This is a genomic window from Undibacterium sp. YM2 (genome assembly GCF_009937975.1).
In the GTDB taxonomy this organism is placed as follows: Bacteria; Pseudomonadota; Gammaproteobacteria; order Burkholderiales; family Burkholderiaceae_D; genus Undibacterium.
Genome location: NZ_AP018441.1, coordinates 3,510,940 through 3,529,012 on the forward strand (window position 1 = coordinate 3,510,940; position 18,073 = coordinate 3,529,012).

Here is an 18,073-nt window from a genome sequence, read left to right on the forward strand (position 1 = left end):
CGCCATAGGTAAAAATACTGGCGCTCTGCAGCAAATCCTGCTTGCTGTTAGTATGTAGGGCCGTCTTTACCCATAAAGCACGATGAAACCCACGCACATCCTTGCCGCCCTGATCGCCGTCATCACCTGGGGCATCAATTTCGTAGTCATTAAAATCGGTTTGCAAGGTTTGCCGCCTGTGCTGTTTACCGCATCGCGCTTTATCTTTTCTGCCCTGCCCCTGGTATTTTTTGTGTCGTTTCCCAAGACATCATGGAAGTGGGTCGTTGCCTACGGCATGTTCCAGTTCGCCTTCCAGTTCACGCTTTTGTTTTGCGGTATCAAGCTGGGCTTCCCGGCGGGGCTGGCATCCCTGGTCATGCAATTGCAGGCTTTCATCACCATGGGCCTGGCAGTTGTCATCATGGGTGAAAAACCGCAATTCGTGCAGGTACTGGGTGCCCTGATCGCCCTGTCCGGTATGGCGCTGGTTGCCATGCATCTGGAAGCACAGGCAACCATCATAGGATTCTTGCTGGTGGTCGCTGGTGCGGTGTGCTGGAGTATCGCCAATATCGTCACCAAGAAGATAGGTGTGGTCAATCCGCTGGCGATGGTGGTGTGGGGCTCGGCCATTGCCAGCCCGCCCTTGCTGCTGGCGTCTTACATGATGGAAGGCATGGATGCCTGGCAAGCCGCCTATGCGCAACTGAACTGGACGTCCATAGGCGCGATTGCTTATCAGTCTTACCCGAATACCATCGTCGGTTTTGGCATCTGGTCATGGCTGATGCGTAAATACCCCGCCGCGACGATAGCACCGTTCACCTTGCTGGTGCCAGTAGTTGGCATGGTCACCGCATCTATCGTGTTGAACGAGACTTTGTTCTGGTGGAAAATCTGTGCTGGTTTGCTGGTACTTGGTGGCTTGGCCTGCAACCAGTTTGGCCTGCGTATCTGGTCGTGGTTCAAACCGGCTGCAGCAACCTGAATTAGCCTGCAACGGTTTCCAGTTCTGCCTCTTCCGCATCGGTATCTGCCACAGCGTCTGCCACCGCATCTGCCGCATGCTCAGGGTGGCAGATGTCATGCCAGGTCACCAGTCTGAGTTCGCCCTTGGCATCTTCCACCAAAGCTGACAGACTCTCTACCCAGTCACCATCATTGCAATACAAAATGCCACCTATATCGCGTATCTCTGGCTTGTGGATATGGCCGCAGATGATGCCATCAAGTCCCTTGCGGCGCGCCTCATCTGCCAGTGCATCTTCAAATTGCGTGATGTAGCTGACCGCGTTCTTGACCTTTTGCTTCAGGTATTGTGACAACGACCAGTAAGGCATGCCAGCGCGGGCGCGCCAGTTATTGAAGATCTGGTTGAATTTCAGGATGACAGTGTACAGGCTGTCACCCACATAGGCCAGCCATTTGGCACAGGCGATGACGCCATCAAACCTGTCACCATGCAAGACCAGCATGCGCTTGCCTGCTGCTGTGGTGTGGACCAGCTCGTCCCTGATCTTGATGCCACCAAAATCGAGATCGATGAACTGGCGTATCGATTCATCATGGTTACCAGGAACGAAGATGACATTCGTGCCTTTCTTGGCTTTTTTGAGGACAGTCTGCACCACATTATTATGGGTCTGGTCCCAATACCAGCGGCGCTTGAGTTGCCAGCCGTCGATGATGTCACCGACCAGGTACAGGGTATCTGAATCGGTGGCACGCAAAAACTCCAGCAACTTGGTCGCCTGGCAGCCGCTCGTTCCCAGATGCAAATCTGAAATCCAGATAGTGCGGAAACGCTGGGTTTCTTTCTTACCGGTTTTATACAATTTGCTATTCAGGAACTGATCGGCTGGTTTCATCTTTATTGCTCCCCTGTGCCGTAATGGCGTGCGTAACGGTCATCCAGATTCGCCAGTGGCAACATGACGAATAAATCAGCGCTATGGAAATCAGGGTCCCAGGCAGGATCACCACACACCCAGGCACCGGCACGCAGGTAGCCCTTCAGCAATGGCGGAATACGCGCCTCAGTCGTGCTGCTATCGATTTCATCGAGCGGGAAAGGTGTGTGAGGCGTAACGCGGTATTCGAGCGGAGAGAAATCTGCCGCAGACAAACCACGGTATATCGCCGCAGCATTCTGGCCACCGTCGGTCAGGCTGATACTCGCGCAACCGATGAGGTGCGAGCAGCGCTCACGGCGCATATAGGCAGCCAGGCCAGCCCACAACAGCATGATAACGGCACCGCTGCGGTAATCAGGGTGTATGCAGGCACGACCGGCTTCTGCCACGCTATTGCGTATATGTTGCAGGCGCGACAGGTCAAATTCTGTTTCGGAATAATAGCGGCCCATCTGGCGGGCGGCATTTGGCCCCAGGATGCGGTAAGTACCTACCACTTTCAGGGTCTTGGAATCGCGCACGATCAGGTGATCGCAATACTCATCAAATTCATCCTTGTCCAGGCCATCCGGGTTGGACAAAGCAGACAGGCCCATGCTTTCTATAAAGACCTTATAGCGCAGGCGCTGTACTTCTTTGACTTCTTTTGCCGTGGTAGCAAGGCTCAGATTGAGTTTGGAAAAACTGGGATTAGCATCGGCGGGTATCGTGAGTAATCGCATTCATCGTCCTTGTCATGTTGTTCGTTTATCCGACGAACGAAGAATAATCAAGGATTACTTCAGCAAGATGACAGCAAGATGTCGGTTTTATGACAAGTCTGAAAAACAACAATCCCCGTTTTGGCTGATATCGAGCGGATGCCAGAACGGGGATAGTCTTGAAAAACTGTAGCTCAGCAGGGCAAAACCGCATGCCGGGTACGTTCCCGGCATCGTGCCCCTGCTATTCAGCGCATTGCTGCGGTTGAATTATTTTTCTTTCTTTGGCCTGCCCGCCTTCAGCGGCGCCAGACCAGCAATCAGTTTCTTGAGGGCTGGCACGTCAGTCTTGCTCAACAGGGCGACGCCTATACGCAGCAACTGACTCTTTTTGACTTCAACGCCAGCTTTCAGGCAGGCTTTCTTGACGGCACCAAGTGCCGCGTATTCGCTTTCCGGCATGGTGAAGCTATCGCGCACCAGCTTGGCCTTCTTGACTTTTTCGACGACTTCGGCGACGGGCTTGGCTTCAGGCAGCCTGGCTGCCGGTTTGGCGCGTACAGGAGCTTTCACAGGCGCTTTTGCAGCGACTTTCAGCTCGGCTGCAGGTTTGCTGGCGACTTTCTTCCCAACAGCCACAACAGCAGGCTTGACAGGCGTTTTTTTGAGGGCGACGACTTTTTTCTCTGCACCTGCGACTACAGTACTTACTTTTTTCGTTGCTGCGGTTACCATTCCAGCCTCCAGATTAGAAAACATGTAAACAATATAAACAATTTATTGTCGATATGCAAGGAAGAAGCATAGCCACCAGAAATGACAGGTTCATTACGAAAAATACTGCGTCAGGGAGGAATTTTCAGGCTCGTGAGATAATCCGCGCCAATTCGTTTCCAGTTCCCCCGCTTTTCAGCTTTACTTTTTATCATGAATACACGCAACGCCCTGCTCTTCCCCCTGGTTTTATTGTTTTCCCCTCTTGCCAGCCTTCCTGCCCATGCCGATATTCAGGGCTCAGGCTCGTCTGCAGCGGCTCCCCTGTACCAGAAATGGGCAGATGCTTATAGCAAAAACGCTGGCATTACCGTCACTTACCAGGCCAGCGGCTCCTCCGCCGGTATCAAGAAAATCAAGGAAAACAGCGTGGAATTTGGTGCCAGCGATGCTGCCCTTAGCCAGGCTGACCTGAAAAAAGACAAACTCATACAGTTTCCCTCTGCTATTTCAGGCGTGGTGCCCGTCATCAACTTGCCAGGTATCAAAACCGCCGAACTGCGCCTGACCGGCGAAGTCCTTGCGGGCATATTTTCTGGCGAAATCACGAGCTGGAACGATACTGCGATCACGGCACTCAATCCCGGCTTGCGCTTGCCAAACAAGAATATAGAAGTCATCGTGCGTCAGGATGGTTCTGGCACGACTTATAATTTTTCCGATTATCTGGGCAAGGTCAGCAAGAATTGGCAAGCCAAGTTTGGCAGGAATTTCACCATTCCCTGGAACAGCCGTTTGATACAAGTCAAGGGCAGCAGCAATATTGCCAGCACGCTCAAGAAAACCCCGTATGCCATCAGTTACATCGACTTTAATTATGTAACGCAGGAAAAACTCGATTACGCCCTGCTGCAAAATCGCGATGGCAAATTCATCGTCCCTTCTGCCGAGGCATTTTCTGCAGCCCTGTCAAACAGCGGCTGGAAAACCGATGCCAATTTTGAAGAAATGCTGACTGACAAACCAGGGCAAAAAACCTGGCCTATCAGCATGGGTACTTTTATCATCATGCAACAGCGTGCCAGGGACACACAGCAAACCACGGCCACCATGAAATTCTTTACTTGGGCCTTCATGCGCGGTGACCGCTTTGTCAATAGCGTCGATTTTGTGCGCCTGCCCGATAGCTTGCAAGCCAGGATATTCAAGGAAATGACGACTGTCACCGACAAAAACGGCAATATCCTGAACTGGAATCTGAGTACTGATCCTGGTTCAAAAAACTGAGAAAGCAAGGACTATGTTCAGTCCTTGCGCAGCTTCTCTACCGCCTTCAATTCCGTTGCACGGTCAACAGTCTGATTGGTGTTGGCAAACATGCTGTTGGCGGGTAATTTGATCTCTACATCCGATACTGCGCCCACTTTGACGGTACCCTGGCTGAGGCTGAGTGCCAGCACGTGACCACCAGCCTTGCGGTCATCTGAAAGATAGTGCCAGTGATAACCAGGCACATTAAAGCCCTTGGCAAAGCCGGGGCTGCGGAATGCAACCAGGGTCCCCCTGGTATTGCTGAAGTTAAACAGGGTCTGGGTCTTGGTCACTTCTGCCAACGGTTTATAAGGCTTGTCCTGCGGCGAAATGGCGCGTGTAGTCAACTGTTTGAACTCGCCATCTACCCTGATAGCATAAAAAAGATTTTTATTGACCAGTCGTTCATCGAGCATGTCTTCGAGCTCTTTCATGCTGGTTTCTTTGCTGACTTCATAGCGATTGTCAGCCTTGAAAGTGGTGACTACAGCAAAGGGAGTCAATTGCCCGCCACTGGCTTTAACCACAGTCCCATCTGCCTTGAACTGGAACACGTCACCGTCAAGCACAATCATTTCACCATCGACACGGTTAAAGGTGCCTATGCCAAAATCACCCTTCTTTTTCAGCTCATCAACCGTCAGCTCACCTTCATAGGCACCAGCGAGAAGTGCGTCTATCGTGGCGTAATGAAATACTGTCGCCTGCTTCGGCACTTGGGCGCAAGCTGATAAGGTAGCGACGACTAACAGGACTGCCAGTTTTTGAATTTTCATGATTCTCTACGCATTTAAGTTGATAGGGGTGATGTAGTAAAAGGCATATTGTCTCTGATTGCGTATCAATTGCTTACTCCGGTGCTTCTGGTTTTACTCTGGCCCTGGCGATCAGTAAAGCAGCAATCGTCAGCAGTATGGCAAAGCAAGTCGTTGCGCATAGCGCGAAACGAAACAGAAATACCTCTTTTGCTGCACTGGTATTCTTAGCACCAGATATGGCAAACGCCATCGGCAACGCGAGCAATAATGCAGTCAGGGCAGTGCTGGCAATTAAAATATACCGCCACTGATCACTCTCCCTTGGCTCGAGTATGACGATGTGCGGAAGTTTTCTCAGCCATTGCCAGTAACAATAAGCCAGTCCACCCACACCAATCAAGGTACTCAGATGCTGTAACAGATGGAAGACGCGGGTATGAAAACCGGCTATCTCTACTGGCTCACGCAAGACATCAAAATAGACGACCGCAAGCCACTGGCATGGGTAAATGCATCCCAGACTATATGTGTCATGGCCCCCAGCAGCAAAGACAAGGATATCCAGATCATCTGCGAAACACTCAGTCCCAGAGATTCAGACAGATGCGCCTGCAACGCCTGTCTTTGTATCTGCGGCAGCAAATAAATAAAATGTGTTTGCATCAAGCGCAAGAACATGAATATCACCCACCCTAAAGGCAGGCACACCAGCAACAAGCCCGGCCACTGGTGCGCCAGTGTCGCCAGGTCAAAGGCAAATACATAGTAGCCAAGATCAGGCGCAATACTGCCAATAACCAGAGCCAGCAAATTGAAACGCTGTGGCGCCAGGCGGCGCAGGGGCATTATGGCGAGTGGATGGGCAAAGGTCCAGGGCATGTTCAGGTAAAGTAAGTTCAGGTCATCCGTTAGTACGTTTTACAATTAAGCAGGATTCTTCTTGCAGGGCAAATCAAAATCAACATGATAATGCTCATCATGCCTGATCCAGGCTTTTCCTTTCATGAATTTCAGGTGTTTTTGTAGATAGGGGCCACGCTTTGTGGCAAACAATTTTGCCTGGTAGGGCGGGTCAATGATCACCAGTGCAAGTCCCCTGCCCTTGGCTTTTGCTGCAAGATCAAGCTCGTATAAATGCTCGGCCAGTGCGGCAAAGTCTATTCGGTAGTCACCAAAACTACCTTGTGCATCGAAATCGATATCGTAGCCATAGTTGTTATTCATATTCCCTGGCAGGGGACGGGATATGCCTTGGGCATCAAGCACGGGCACCATGAAATCGACAGACAGACCATTTTTATGGGTACGATGCGGCCGCATGCGCCCACCTGTTTTCCAGCCGGTTTCACCATAGACAAAAACTTTGTCACTGGCAGTTTGCTCAAGCTGTTGATAGGCCAGGGAAATAATTTCTGCAACGGCGGAATGTACATAAGTGCGCCCCAGGCTGACGCCCAGGGCACTATACGCAGAAAAATTATTCCCTTTTTCTGGCAAGCTGACGCCGCCTTCCAGCCTGCCATTGGCGACCGTTCCATAGCAGGTACTTGCTTTGGCCTGCACTTTTTCTTGTGCTTTTGCATGCCCTGATGCTAGTCCTGCACAAGAGCATGCCAATACCAGGCCCAGGCCCAGCAGATGGCGACGGATATGTGCGAAGGATTCCACCTCGATGCAGATACTTATTTTGGTTCAGTCGTCTGCGCAGGTGGCGTAGTGCTCACTGCAGGGGCTTGAACATTCACTACCGGCATTGCATTTCGCCAGTTTTCTGGCGTGCACATTTCCCATTTTGCATTGGTCACATAAAATAATGCTGCCTGCTTGTGCGACAGGACATGGAAGGATGGCTGCTGTATCGCCTTCACCGTACCATCAGCAATAAAATACTCAATGGAAAACCGTGGGTAAGCCATGACCAAGCCACCGACTGCAAATGAAACATCTTCAGGCTTGATGATCTCTGCCACTTTGCCTTCACTGGTGCCGGTGGTGACCTCCATCAGGCGCAGCCTGGTTTTTTCAAACAATTCACGCTCAGCCATGGATTCGCGCGCATTATTGAGTTTGCGCAAAATACCCAGGGGATTGGTACCGATATCCACCAGCGAGCCAATTTGTGACAGGGAAGGATTATTGACGACTTCAACAATACTGCGCCAGCTCGACTTGCCAGAGAATTGCAAAGTGATTGCGGAGGTCGGCTGGCTGGCGGCCAGCAAACCGTCTATCCAGGCATTGGCGTCTTTAGCCCAATGGTATTTGGTGGCAGAAGCATAGCCACGGCAGCTATAGAAAGCCAGCGCATCCTGTTTGGAAACCGCACCCGTGAGTTTGTTATCAACAAACACCAGGCCACCGACATCACCATCTGTCATGGCAACATAGGCAATATTGCGCCCCTGAGCATCTTTCATCTCAAAGCGTTCCATGGCCGACTCTTGCGGCACCGTTGTAATCACATAGCGTGCATCGGATTTTTGATCCACCGCCAGGCTCTTGATAGGCCCCGTAGTTTTAGTGGGTTGATCTACATTATTGGCGGCAAGCGCAGGATAGGAGATGCTGAGAGCAAGTGCTGGCAGCAATGTGACAATTCTGGATCGCATATGATGAAAAAGATTTATAAAGAAGCAATCTTAACTGAAATTGCTGATCTATAACACTTTTCCTGGGCAGGTGGATAGGGTTATTGGAGCATGTCGGCAGTATGGTAGCGATTACAGTCAACGCCAAAAAGCTGCTGTCATGCTCCACTTCGTGGTGGTGTCACTTCCAGTGCGACAAGTGGTAGCAACAGGGGCGTCGGATAACACCATGTCTGCCATTACCGGACCAGAAAAATTCCAGCCCTTTCACTGACCTCACTACATCAGCGTTCACACCAGTGCTCGAGACACCACCACACGCCGCCAACATAACTGTAAAAACAGGGGGCAAGCGGGTTGCAGATTTCAAATCTATCTGCAAACAATGTCAATTAACACAAGTGTAAAAGCGGATGAAGTGCAAGAATGTTTAAAAATGTATGTGAATTGTCATCAAATTGTAATTTGCCACACTATTCCATTGCCGCAGTACGGTAGCGATTGACTTCTGCCGGGGTCACTGGCTCGGCTTTATTGCCCCAGGCATTGCGCACATAGCTGAGTACCAGGGCGACTTCACTGTCAGTGAGGGTATGGGCAAAAGGTGGCATGCCGTAAGGACGCGGATTATCTTTGGTCACAGGCGGGAAGCCGCCAGACAAGATCATGCGCACCGGATTCGACAAGGCATGGCTGAGCAAGCCGGGGTTAGACTTCAGGGCCGGATAAATATTGGTTACCCCTTCGCCCTGGGCACCGTGGCAATCCATGCAATGGGTCTTATAGAGCGCGCCGCCCTGCTTCATGACTGCATCCATGCGCTCCGCACTCAGCTCAGAACCTGCCATGAACTTGTCCAGCATATCCTTCTCAGCCACCTGCACGGTTGGAATGGCCTGCAGATAACTGACCATGGATTTGATATCGGCGTCTGACAGATACTGGGTGCTACCCGCCACCACTTCAGCCATGGGGCCAGAAACGGCAGTATGCTGATTGACACCGGATTTCAACAAGGCGATCAATTCTTGCGGCGACCATTTGGCCAGATTGACTTCCTTGCTATTGGTCAGTGCAGGCGCATACCAACTGCTCAATTCGCCACCGGACAAATCTTTGACACCGGCATTTGCCCCCAGGCTGTTGCGGCTACTATGGCAGGCGCTGCAATGTCCCAGTCCATTGACCAGGTAAGCACCGCGGTTCCACTCAACAGACTTGCTCTTGTCTTCCTGATAGCTGGCGGGCCTGAAATACGCAGCACGCCAGAAGGCCAGCAAGGCACGTTGATCATAAGGGAAGCGCAGTTCATGTGCCTGGTTCTGTTTTTCCACCTTGGGCAAGGACATCAGATAGGCATACATGACATCAGCATCTGCACGCGAAACCTGGGTGTAATTGGTATAGGGGAAGGATGGATATAACAGGCTGCCATCCCTGGATTTGCCATTGTGCAGGGCTTGCCAGAAATCGTCGGCAGTCCAGTTGCCTATGCCGGTCTTTGCATCAGGCGTGATATTCGGCGTCCTGAAGTTGCCAAAATCAGTTTGCAACAGGCGGCCACCGGCAAAGGCGGCTTCGCCACGTGCCGTGTGGCAGCCCATGCAATTACCTGCCTTGACCAGATATTCGCCCCTGGTGACCTGCTCTGCCTGTGGCTTGCCCGCGGCTGTATTGACCGTACTTTTGTCATCGACCAGATAATAGCCAAAGCCTGCTACCGCCAAAATGCAGGCCAGCAAAAACAGCACAGCGAATGATAAGATTTTTTTCATAAGTTTATTTACGGCTTAATTACGGCTGAATTACGACTTATTGTGACAGGCTGCCGCATTTCAGTGGCAATTGGGCGCTTTCTGTCAAGGTCATTGCAGGAGCAATGCTATCGCCAGGCACAGTCTGGGCTGCCAGCCAGCTGGATACAGCAGCAATATCCTGGGGATTGAGTTTGCCAGCAATTTGCTGCATGCAGTCTGGCTTATACGCTTTACGGCTACCAGTCTGCCATGCCCCCAGTTGCGCGATCAGGTAGTCACGCGGCAAGCCTACCAGCCCTGGCATGAAAGGAGCCAGACCCGTCATGCTCTTGCCGTGGCAAGAGACACAGGCAGGCACATTACGTGACTTGTCTCCCTGCGCGACCAGTAGCCTGCCCCGCTCCAGCAAAACAGCATTCGCATCACTGGCCTGGGGGCAGCATAGGGCGGATGCTGGCTGGCAAAATACTCTGCTATTTCTTTCAGGTAGGCGTCCGACATATGGGCAACCATGTACCGCATGGCGGGATAAGCGCGCTTGCCTTCCCTGAAATTCAATAACTGGTTATACAGGTATCCGGCTGGTTTTCCAGCAATGCGCGGATAAAAACCGTCTGTGCCCGCCCTGCCCTCTGCCCCGTGGCAGGCGGTGCAGGCTTTCAGCCTTTGCTCCAGGGTGTCCGGCACTTTCAGGCTTGACTGTGCAGGCTGGGCAGCCTGTGCCGTGGCGATTAATGGCAGGCCCAGCAAGAAGCAAAGCAGGCTGGCTTTCAGGTGATATGTAAAGTGCATGGCGATATAAAAACAAATAATGGCACAAAGCCGCTAGCTTAACAGTTTGTCCAATTTCTTTAAGATCAAGCGCAAGAACATATGATTTACATCAAACATTGCCAAGCTACTCACTCCTTGAAACCTCAAGCAAAAATATCCTGACACTGGGCAAAGCCTGTAGATATCAGCCCTTTGCTGACCTCACTGGTCAGCATTAAGGCAAGGGTACAAAATTTTCTGCAAAAGAAAGCAAAGTCTTGCTTGTCAAGAATGCTTAAGCCGAGGATAATTCTGCCCTTTCGTCTCTTTTGAGGCCCAGATTCAGCAAGATGACCTGGCCCGCTTTTACCAGCGGGCTTTTTTATCCGCGCCGCGCCTGCCGTTGATCTGCAAATGATGATCGCCAGCAGCTTTTCGCCCTTGCTATTGCCAAACACTATTGACAAGCATTTGTTGTCGTATTCGAATTTGTTACATGAAAAACAGCTTAACTGACTCAAACACTTCTCCTACAACAAAAACAGGCTCAACGCTGACATTAGGTAAAAAACCGCAACTGCAACTGAACCGCCCCGCGCTCAGCGTAGCGCGCACGGCCACAGTGCAAACTGTACAGGTGGTAGTACCGGTGTCGAATCCAGTAGATTCGATAGAAGAAACACCGACACTGGTATCGACACCAGTAACGGTAATTACCAAACGCCGCTCCAGATTACAGACCGCGATGGCTGACGGCAGTAGTGCGCCTGAAGAGGCGGCATGCACGTCCACAGAGACGGAAGCAACGGCAGTTGAAGGCAGCGAGAACAGCAGCACGGAACTGTCGGCTACGGCAGTTGATACCCACATCGAGACCGCTTCCAGCGATGTCGCTGAAGGCAACGGCAAGGCCGAGGCTGCCGGAAATACTGCTGGCAATATGGCCGATGCTGAGGCCGCAAAGCCGCGTGTCGTCGTCATACGTAAAAGCGGCCCAAAACTGGCAAAGAAATTATTGCTGGCTGACCAGCCGGCAACACCCGCACCTGCCATCATCAAGCGTGAGGCACGCATAGGCTCGGGCAAGCTGGCACCACCCGCACCCGTTGTGACGATGAAGCCAGTGGCGGCTGCCTTGGCACCGGCCACCGCCCCAATTGTGTCGGCTACTGCCCCTGCGGCTGCAGCAAGCAGCGTTACCAGCATCAAGGACATAGATACTTCAGCTTATATCTTGCCAGCCATGCGCGAGCCAGCCAAGCGTGGCCGCAAGTCTTCTGAATTTCAATTCGAGAATGATGAAATCCTGGCATTGAACGCAGCAGAATCAGCAGAGATGAAGCGTGCCGCACGTGTCAAGGCAAAGAAACCTGGTACGGGCAATGCCGCCAGCCAGGAAGCACAACTGGAACAATACCGCAAGCAACTGACCAAGCTGATCAACCTGGGCAAGGACCGCAGTTACCTGACCCATGCCGAGATCAATGATCACCTGCCTGACGACGTTGCCGACGCTGAAATGATACAAGGCGTTATCAGCACCCTCAACGACATGGGTATTGCCGTCTATGACGCCGCACCTGATGCTGCGATGATGCTGCTGACCGATAACGTCGCCAACAATGTCACTGAAGATGAAGCAGAAGCCGCAGCAGCTGCCGCACTGGCCACTGTGGATTCAGATTTTGGCCGTACCACTGACCCGGTACGCATGTATATGCGTGAAATGGGCGGCGTGGAATTGCTGACACGTTCAGGCGAAATCGAAATCGCCAAGCGTATAGAAGATGGCTTGAAAGACATGGTGCAGGCTATCTCTGCCTGCCCTGGCACGATACAGGAAATCCTGGCGATTGCCGACAAAATCTCCAAAGATGAAATCCGCGTGGACGACATCATTGATGGCTTGCTCGATCCGGACGCATCTGACGCTCCCGCCATAGAACTCAGCGACAACGATGACTTGGATGATCTGGATGATGACGATGACGCGGTGGCAGAAAACGCCAGCGGCATCAGCGACGAACAATTGCAGCAAATGAAGACTGTGGTACTGCAAAAGTTTGCAGTAGTCGGCATGCGCTTTGAGCAAATGCAGGCGGCCCGCGCGACGGATGGTTATAAATCACCGGCTTACCAGCAGGCACAGCTTGCAATCACACGCGAGTTGCAAGGCATGCGCTTCAGTGTCAAGACCGCAGAAAAACTGTGCGACTCCTTGCGCAAGCAAATGAAGACTTTGCGCCAGACTGAAAAGCAGATGCTGGAACTAATGGTCAATAAATGCGGCATGCCACGTGCTTATTTTGTTGAACATTTCCGGCAGAATGCGACCAATCCAGAATGGCTGAACAAGGAAATGAATGGCACATCCAGCTATGCTGCCATCCTGGGCCGCAATATTCATGCTGCGCGTGAATTGCAACAAAAGCTGATCGACCTGGAACACAATGTCAGTCTGCCTTTGCATGACCTGCGTGAAATCAACAAGCAGATGGTGGCTGGTGAAAAACGTTCCAGCGAAGCCAAGGCCGCCATGACTGAGGCCAATTTGCGCCTGGTCATTTCCATCGCCAAGAAATATGTAAACCGTGGCCTGCAATTCCTGGATTTGATCCAGGAAGGCAATATCGGTTTGCTCAAGGCAGTGGATAAATTTGAATACCGTCGCGGCTATAAATTCTCTACCTATGCAACATGGTGGATCAGACAGGCGATTGCCCGTGCGATTGCGGATCAGGCACGCACTATCCGCGTACCAGTGCACATGATAGAAACCATCAACAAGATGAACCGCGTACGTCGCCAGCTCTTGCAAACCACAGGCCTGGAACCAGAACCGGTAGCGATTGCTGAAAAAATGGGCCTACCAGAAGGCAAGGTCAGGGAAATCCTGAAGATCGCCAAAGAACCAGTCTCGCTCGACGTACCTATTGGTGATGATGGTGATTCACAACTCGGTGACTTCATTGAAGACAGCATGACCTTGTCGCCGATGGCAGCGGCGATGCAGGCATCGGTACAAGAGAAACTGAAAGAGGCACTGGATTCTTTAAGCCCGCGTGAAGCCAAAGTCTTGCGCATGCGTTTTGGCCTGGAAACCAGTACCGAATTCACGCTGGAAGAAGTAGGCAAACAATTTGAAGTGACGCGTGAGCGCATACGTCAGATTGAATCCAAGGCCATGAAAAAACTGCGCCACCCTGCCCGCGCTGATCACCTGAAGAGCCTGATGGAAAGTAACTAAGCCTGGCCCGGGGGTTCAAACAAGCTCAAATAAAAAGCACTGCATCTTCAGGATTGCAGTGCTTTTTTTATTGAACTCAACTCAATAGAAAAGATAGAGCGAACTGTACTTGCTCAAGCCTGGACCGGGTATTTCCCTCAACCAGCAAGAAAGGGATTTCCCTCTCATCCAGCACATCCAATACTTCCTGATGTACGCGGTCACGCACATAGGCAGATTCACGCTGCAAGCCATCTGGCTGCCAGGGAAAATCTGGTGCAGTGACTATGCAAAAATCATATTGATGCGACAGTTCCAGTTCAGCCAGTTCTGCATCCGGCTCGCCAAAATAATGGCGGCTATAAATAGCTGTCATGATGGGGCCAGTGTCGCAGAACAACCATTGTTTAGCCTGCTTCAATAACTCAGCTTCGCGCTGTACCTGTGTCCTGGCGATGAGGATTTGCTCTTCTGCCTTAGGAACACGCTGATTCTGCTCAACGAATTCACGCAAATACTCGGGCACCCAGAGGGTCTGGTAATGCGCAGCCAACGCCTCGGCCAATATGGATTTACCTGAGGACTCTGCCCCCAATATGACGACACGGTTTACTGAGGACATGTTTTACTCCAGGCACGCAAGCCCATGATGGCCATGATAACGAAAATTGCATACAGCAGCGCCGTCAGCATCAGGCCTTTATAGACATACAGGCCAACATACAGCACATCGACGAAGATCCAGACATGCCAGTTTTCCAGTTTTTTACGGCTGAGCAAAACCTGCCCCAGCAAACTGCCAGCCGTCAGGAAGCCATCGGCAAAAGGTACATCAGTATCGGTATAGCTCTTGAGGAACCAGGCCAGCAAGACAAAGGCCAGCACAGTCATCCCAAGAGAATTCCACCTGCTCTGCGCATTCAAACGCGTGACTTGCAAGCGCTCATGACTATCATCACCACGCAGCCAGTTGGCCCAGCCCCAGACCGATACCAGGATAAAGACAAACTGCAAACCCATGTCTCCATATAATCTGGATTCAAAAAATACGGCGGCATACATGCCAGAGGAAAGGATGGAAAACAGCCAGGCCCAGTGTATCTGCCGTATATTCAGAGCGACGGTGATGACAGACAAGGCAAAGGAAGCCAGCTCCAGCCAACTGGTACTGAAGCCTAACAGGGGAATAGGATCATTCATCATGCAAAGGATAATTGGTTTGCCCGCATTATCAACGATAGGGCTACTTGTGTCATAGCTTATTACGCCAACAGGCGTCGCCAGCCGCTGCACAAGTACATTCTCTTGATATTTAGATTGTGATAAGCAAGGCTTATCCGCTATATTCCTAAAAACTCAACATTCAACAAAAATCAGCTTTATGAAAAAACACTCAGGATTCACCTTACTGGAAATGATGATAGTCATCGGCGTCATTGCCATCCTGGCAGCCATGGCTGTTCCATCCTATATGTTCAAGGTCGTCAGGGAGCAATTGGAAGTCGGCATACAGTTTGCGGATATCGCAAAAAAACCGGTCGCCGCTACCTGGCAAACTGAAAAGAAGTTTCCGGCAGACAATATTGCAGCTGGTTTGCCAGTCGCCGACAAAATTGTCAGCAACCTCGTCAGCTCGGTGGAGGTGCAAGACGGCGTGGTCAATATCACCTTTGGCAATAATGCCCATGGTGCAATCAAAGGCAAGGTTCTGAGCTTGCGCCCGGCAGTGGTTGAAGATGCACCCATCGTGCCAGTGGCATGGGTATGCGCCACAGGTACACCACCAGAAAAAATGACGGTCAAGGGCATAGATAAAACGACAGTGCCGCCAGCGAACCTGCCTTCATACTGCAGACCAAAGGTCGAGAGCAAGAAATAAGCTGAGTTGACCGCTTGGCTTGAATGTCAAGCCTCTGTATATAGACAAAGGGCACTTCATTACTGAAGTGCCCTTCTTGTTTCAGTGCTGATAATGTCAGAACTTGTGTTCAAACATGACGCGGGCAGTCACCGTGGTAGGAGTGACATTGGTTTGTATCAAGCCGTTATCACCTGTAAAGCTGCCAATATTGATATTGTCCTGATGCAAAAGATTACCTAGCGACACACGTAGATTCGTCTTGGGGTCAAACTTCCACAAGGCGTACACATCAAGTACGCGCTTGGGCACAGAATACGAACTCTGCGTATTAGAAATTTTCACCGGCCCACCGTCCTGGAAGCTGGCATTACCGCCCAAGGTCAGTGGTATCTTGTCCAGCTTGTAATCCAAGCCCAGATTTGCGCTGATAGGTGTTTGTGAATCCAAACGGTTGTTCGGTCCAGTCACACTACTAAGAGTGGACCAGTTGAAAGAGACATTCGCCCTGAAATCGATAGCAGGCGCGCCGTCAAGCATCGCGCGCAGAGGGAACTTCGCTTCAAGCTCTACGCCTTTGGTCGTAGCCTGGCCATCATTAACTGGCATACTGACCCATCTGCCATTAGTATCCTTTGACAAATCAGTGCGTGTAATATCATTGATCCTGCGGAAAAATACACTGGCACTGAGCATACCACCGCCAGGCAGATAATGTTCATAAGCCATATCCAAGCCCCACGCCAGTTCAGGTTTGAGGTTAGGATTACCCTGAGAATCCGGGCTGCCTTGAGTATTTTCGTTAGAGATGAAACGGCGCGGTATCAGACGACTGGTATCGGGAGCTTTATAAGTACGGGTGATGCCCAGTCTGATCTGGTCGTTCTTGCTGTCAGGGAGTTTATACAAAGTTTGCAGTATCGGGCTCCAGACGCTGAATCTGTTATGTATGCTGTAAGGCGTATTTTTGCCAGTGTTATTAGCCTTGAAGTCACCACTGCTACGGGTATCAATACCTTCCCAGCGCAAACCACCATATACAGACCACTGCTTGGTGACATTCCATTCATCCTGGGCGAACACTGCCATCCGGGTCACGTCTGCGTTAAAGTTTTCGTCAAGATCATTCGCCAATAAGGGGGAAGGGCTGAGCTTGTTCGCAGCAAAGGAAACATCCTCTTTTTGAGTGCGTGTTTCACCACGTTTGCTATATGCGCCATCCCAGCCAAATACAAACGAGTGATCCTGAACAAATGGCGCACTGTATTTACCACTCATGGTCAGGCCTTTGTCAGTCGCTCCAGAAATACTCTTGCGATCAAGTATTTGCGCACCATCTTTGTTATAACCTGCAAATCCTACATCTGAATTACGTTTGTTATAGTTCACACCCAGTTTGACATCCAGCTTGGCGCTATCGGCCAGCTTGTGTATCCAGTTCAAATTAGTGCGCAACATGGCAAAGTCAGAGTGTATTTTTTGAAAATCACTCGCATACATTGGTAATACATCTTTTTCTTCGAGTGGTTTTGGCAAGATACCAATTACAGTTGCCGTCCTCACATCGCTGGAGTATCCATCAAAACGGTTTGCATTGACAAAGCTTTGCGTTGTCAACGTATCACCATTTTCAAAATTCCAATTTACTCTGGGTGAAAATCCCACGTTATTGAAAGTGCCCCAGCCCAGGTTGTAAGTCTGTGTTTTTACATATGGATTGCCATTCGCATCCATGCGAACCTCATCTGAATACGAGGGGCGCTCATACTTTCCATGATTTAGATTACCGGAGATGGAATATGACATGCGGCCAGCCTTGTCTGATATCTGGTAATTGACATTTTCACCAAACTTGCCACCATCCTCAAACAGGCCTAGCTTCAGTTCTTTTTGTGCTGTCTGCACGGTCTTTCTCAAGACGATATTGATGGTACCCGCAATAGATGCCGTGCTGAGATCAGCCGTCGCTGCACGTATGACTTCTATACGCTCTATGAGGTCAGGGGAAAGGGAGTCCAGCGAAAAACCTGGTGGGCTGGGTTCACCATTGAGCATGATCTGGGTATAGCCTGCGCCCAGACCACGCATGCGGATATCGCCGCCACGGCCCTGCACGCCACCTATGGTCACGCCTGGCAGTCGCTTCAATACTTCGCTGACGGTGGTATCACCGTAACGCAAGATTTCTTCCTGGGTGACGACGATCTTGGACGCAGTGTCCTGACGGCGTTCGTCATAGACGCGGTTACCCTGTACTTCTACTTTTTGTATTTTTGGCTCCGCTGCCTTGGCATCTGCTTTTTCAGCAGTTTCGGCTTTGGCTGGTGTCGCAGGCGCAGTAGTTTGCGCATAGGAAGACTGGCTGAAGGCGGCCATGATGGCCAGTGACAAAATAGTTGGGCGTATGGCTAAACTGTGGGTTTGCATATAGATGTTATTGTGGCAATAGTCGTAAGAGAACAAACCTAAGACCATACCACACGGCGTCAAGTTCCGCGACGCAACAAATGTT

The 18,073-nt window shown here is 51.0% G+C and carries 19 protein-coding genes; 4 read left to right on the plus strand and 15 right to left on the minus strand.

Going from position 1 to position 18,073, the window contains the following annotated elements; all coding sequences use genetic code 11:
• Window positions 1-82: 82 nt before the first annotated feature.
• The gene (locus UNDYM_RS15905) at window positions 83-970 is read left to right on the plus strand and encodes an EamA family transporter (RefSeq protein WP_162041895.1); all 888 of its coding nucleotides are present in this window, start codon (window positions 83-85) and stop codon (window positions 968-970) included.
• A gap of 1 nt (window position 971) precedes the next feature.
• On the opposite strand, the gene UNDYM_RS15910 is transcribed toward UNDYM_RS15905, so the two are convergent.
• The 3 genes from UNDYM_RS15910 to UNDYM_RS15920 form a co-directional block, all read right to left on the minus strand.
• Complete coding sequence (locus UNDYM_RS15910; protein ID WP_162041896.1) at window positions 972-1,850, minus strand: UDP-2,3-diacylglucosamine diphosphatase; 879 nt, start codon at window positions 1,848-1,850, stop codon at window positions 972-974.
• A 2-nt stretch (window positions 1,851-1,852) separates the two neighbouring features.
• Window positions 1,853-2,617 (minus strand): GNAT family N-acetyltransferase, encoded by a 765-nt coding sequence (locus UNDYM_RS15915; RefSeq protein WP_162041897.1) that lies wholly within the window; start codon window positions 2,615-2,617, stop codon window positions 1,853-1,855.
• A gap of 249 nt (window positions 2,618-2,866) precedes the next feature.
• Window positions 2,867-3,331, minus strand: coding sequence for a hypothetical protein (locus UNDYM_RS15920; protein WP_162041898.1), 465 nt, complete (start codon window positions 3,329-3,331; stop codon window positions 2,867-2,869).
• Window positions 3,332-3,523: 192 nt separating this feature from the next.
• Here UNDYM_RS15920 and pstS point away from each other — a divergent pair, with 192 nt between their 5' ends.
• Window positions 3,524-4,597, plus strand: a complete 1,074-nt coding sequence (gene pstS, locus UNDYM_RS15925; protein WP_162041899.1) for a phosphate ABC transporter substrate-binding protein PstS — start codon at window positions 3,524-3,526, stop codon at window positions 4,595-4,597.
• A 17-nt stretch (window positions 4,598-4,614) separates the two neighbouring features.
• Here pstS and budA read toward each other — a convergent pair whose 3' ends face one another.
• The 9 genes from budA to UNDYM_RS15965 all read right to left on the minus strand — a co-directional run bounded on the left by budA (window position 4,615) and on the right by UNDYM_RS15965 (window position 10,998).
• Window positions 4,615-5,397, minus strand: a complete 783-nt coding sequence (gene budA / locus UNDYM_RS15930; protein WP_162041900.1) for an acetolactate decarboxylase — start codon at window positions 5,395-5,397, stop codon at window positions 4,615-4,617.
• 73 nt (window positions 5,398-5,470) lie between these two features.
• On the minus strand, window positions 5,471-5,848 hold the full coding sequence (locus UNDYM_RS31105; RefSeq protein WP_162041901.1) for a DUF4184 family protein: 378 nt from the start codon (window positions 5,846-5,848) through the stop codon (window positions 5,471-5,473).
• On the minus strand, window positions 5,833-6,258 hold the full coding sequence (locus UNDYM_RS31110) for a DUF4184 family protein (RefSeq protein WP_162041902.1): 426 nt from the start codon (window positions 6,256-6,258) through the stop codon (window positions 5,833-5,835). Before UNDYM_RS31110 ends, UNDYM_RS31105 begins: the two co-directional genes overlap by 16 nt.
• A 45-nt stretch (window positions 6,259-6,303) precedes the next feature.
• Window positions 6,304-7,047, minus strand: coding sequence for a penicillin-insensitive murein endopeptidase (locus UNDYM_RS15945; protein WP_232063507.1), 744 nt, complete (start codon window positions 7,045-7,047; stop codon window positions 6,304-6,306).
• A gap of 14 nt (window positions 7,048-7,061) precedes the next feature.
• Complete coding sequence (locus UNDYM_RS15950; protein WP_162041903.1) at window positions 7,062-7,988, minus strand: hypothetical protein; 927 nt, start codon at window positions 7,986-7,988, stop codon at window positions 7,062-7,064.
• Window positions 7,989-8,440: 452 nt separating this feature from the next.
• The gene (locus UNDYM_RS15955) at window positions 8,441-9,742 is read right to left on the minus strand and encodes a cytochrome c (protein ID WP_162041904.1); all 1,302 of its coding nucleotides are present in this window, start codon (window positions 9,740-9,742) and stop codon (window positions 8,441-8,443) included.
• Window positions 9,743-9,779: 37 nt separating this feature from the next.
• Entirely contained in the window at window positions 9,780-10,049 is a 270-nt protein-coding gene (locus UNDYM_RS31395; RefSeq protein WP_370529338.1) for a cytochrome c, read from the minus strand.
• A complete protein-coding gene (locus UNDYM_RS31400) occupies window positions 10,046-10,516 on the minus strand; it encodes a cytochrome c (RefSeq protein WP_370529339.1) in 471 nt (156 codons plus the stop codon). Before UNDYM_RS31400 ends, UNDYM_RS31395 begins: the two co-directional genes overlap by 4 nt.
• Before the next feature lie 125 nt (window positions 10,517-10,641).
• Window positions 10,642-10,998, minus strand: a complete 357-nt coding sequence (locus tag UNDYM_RS15965; protein WP_162041905.1) for a hypothetical protein — start codon at window positions 10,996-10,998, stop codon at window positions 10,642-10,644.
• Between the two features lie 224 nt (window positions 10,999-11,222).
• On the opposite strand from UNDYM_RS15965, the gene rpoD reads away from it, so the two are divergent.
• Entirely contained in the window at window positions 11,223-13,724 is a 2,502-nt protein-coding gene (gene rpoD / locus UNDYM_RS15970; RefSeq protein ID WP_370529487.1) for an RNA polymerase sigma factor RpoD, read from the plus strand.
• A 76-nt stretch (window positions 13,725-13,800) separates the two neighbouring features.
• Here rpoD and UNDYM_RS15975 read toward each other — a convergent pair whose 3' ends face one another.
• Together UNDYM_RS15975 and pnuC are read right to left on the minus strand one after the other, a co-directional pair.
• Window positions 13,801-14,325: an AAA family ATPase gene (locus tag UNDYM_RS15975; RefSeq protein WP_162041907.1), complete on the minus strand. Its 525-nt coding sequence runs from the start codon at window positions 14,323-14,325 to the stop codon at window positions 13,801-13,803.
• The gene (gene pnuC, locus UNDYM_RS15980) at window positions 14,313-14,903 is read right to left on the minus strand and encodes a nicotinamide riboside transporter PnuC (protein WP_162041908.1); all 591 of its coding nucleotides are present in this window, start codon (window positions 14,901-14,903) and stop codon (window positions 14,313-14,315) included. The genes UNDYM_RS15975 and pnuC overlap by 13 nt, the downstream gene beginning before the upstream one ends.
• A 181-nt stretch (window positions 14,904-15,084) precedes the next feature.
• Between pnuC and UNDYM_RS15985 the strand changes: the two genes are divergently transcribed.
• On the plus strand, window positions 15,085-15,582 hold the full coding sequence (locus UNDYM_RS15985; protein WP_162041909.1) for a pilin: 498 nt from the start codon (window positions 15,085-15,087) through the stop codon (window positions 15,580-15,582).
• A 96-nt stretch (window positions 15,583-15,678) separates the two neighbouring features.
• Here the strand turns inward: UNDYM_RS15985 and UNDYM_RS15990 are convergent, their stop codons facing one another.
• Window positions 15,679-17,988, minus strand: coding sequence for a TonB-dependent siderophore receptor (locus tag UNDYM_RS15990; RefSeq protein ID WP_162041910.1), 2,310 nt, complete (start codon window positions 17,986-17,988; stop codon window positions 15,679-15,681).
• Between the last annotated feature and the right edge of the window lie 85 nt (window positions 17,989-18,073).

Coding starts and splice junctions, on each gene's coding strand:
- rpoD (WP_370529487.1), top strand. CDS start 11,223: ATGGCTGACGGCAGTAGTGCGCCTGAAGAGGCGGCATGCACGTCCACA.
- UNDYM_RS15910 (WP_162041896.1), bottom strand. CDS start 1,850: ATGAAACCAGCCGATCAGTTCCTGAATAGCAAATTGTATAAAACCGGT.
- UNDYM_RS15915 (WP_162041897.1), bottom strand. CDS start 2,617: ATGCGATTACTCACGATACCCGCCGATGCTAATCCCAGTTTTTCCAAA.
- UNDYM_RS15920 (WP_162041898.1), bottom strand. CDS start 3,331: ATGGTAACCGCAGCAACGAAAAAAGTAAGTACTGTAGTCGCAGGTGCA.
- UNDYM_RS31110 (WP_162041902.1), bottom strand. CDS start 6,258: ATGCCCTGGACCTTTGCCCATCCACTCGCCATAATGCCCCTGCGCCGC.
- pnuC (WP_162041908.1), bottom strand. CDS start 14,903: ATGAATGATCCTATTCCCCTGTTAGGCTTCAGTACCAGTTGGCTGGAG.
- UNDYM_RS31400 (WP_370529339.1), bottom strand. CDS start 10,516: ATGCACTTTACATATCACCTGAAAGCCAGCCTGCTTTGCTTCTTGCTG.
- UNDYM_RS15905 (WP_162041895.1), top strand. CDS start 83: ATGAAACCCACGCACATCCTTGCCGCCCTGATCGCCGTCATCACCTGG.
- UNDYM_RS15990 (WP_162041910.1), bottom strand. CDS start 17,988: ATGCAAACCCACAGTTTAGCCATACGCCCAACTATTTTGTCACTGGCC.
- UNDYM_RS15950 (WP_162041903.1), bottom strand. CDS start 7,988: ATGCGATCCAGAATTGTCACATTGCTGCCAGCACTTGCTCTCAGCATC.
- pstS (WP_162041899.1), top strand. CDS start 3,524: ATGAATACACGCAACGCCCTGCTCTTCCCCCTGGTTTTATTGTTTTCC.
- UNDYM_RS31395 (WP_370529338.1), bottom strand. CDS start 10,049: ATGACGGGTCTGGCTCCTTTCATGCCAGGGCTGGTAGGCTTGCCGCGT.
- UNDYM_RS15985 (WP_162041909.1), top strand. CDS start 15,085: ATGAAAAAACACTCAGGATTCACCTTACTGGAAATGATGATAGTCATC.
- UNDYM_RS15955 (WP_162041904.1), bottom strand. CDS start 9,742: ATGAAAAAAATCTTATCATTCGCTGTGCTGTTTTTGCTGGCCTGCATT.
- budA (WP_162041900.1), bottom strand. CDS start 5,397: ATGAAAATTCAAAAACTGGCAGTCCTGTTAGTCGTCGCTACCTTATCA.
- UNDYM_RS15975 (WP_162041907.1), bottom strand. CDS start 14,325: ATGTCCTCAGTAAACCGTGTCGTCATATTGGGGGCAGAGTCCTCAGGT.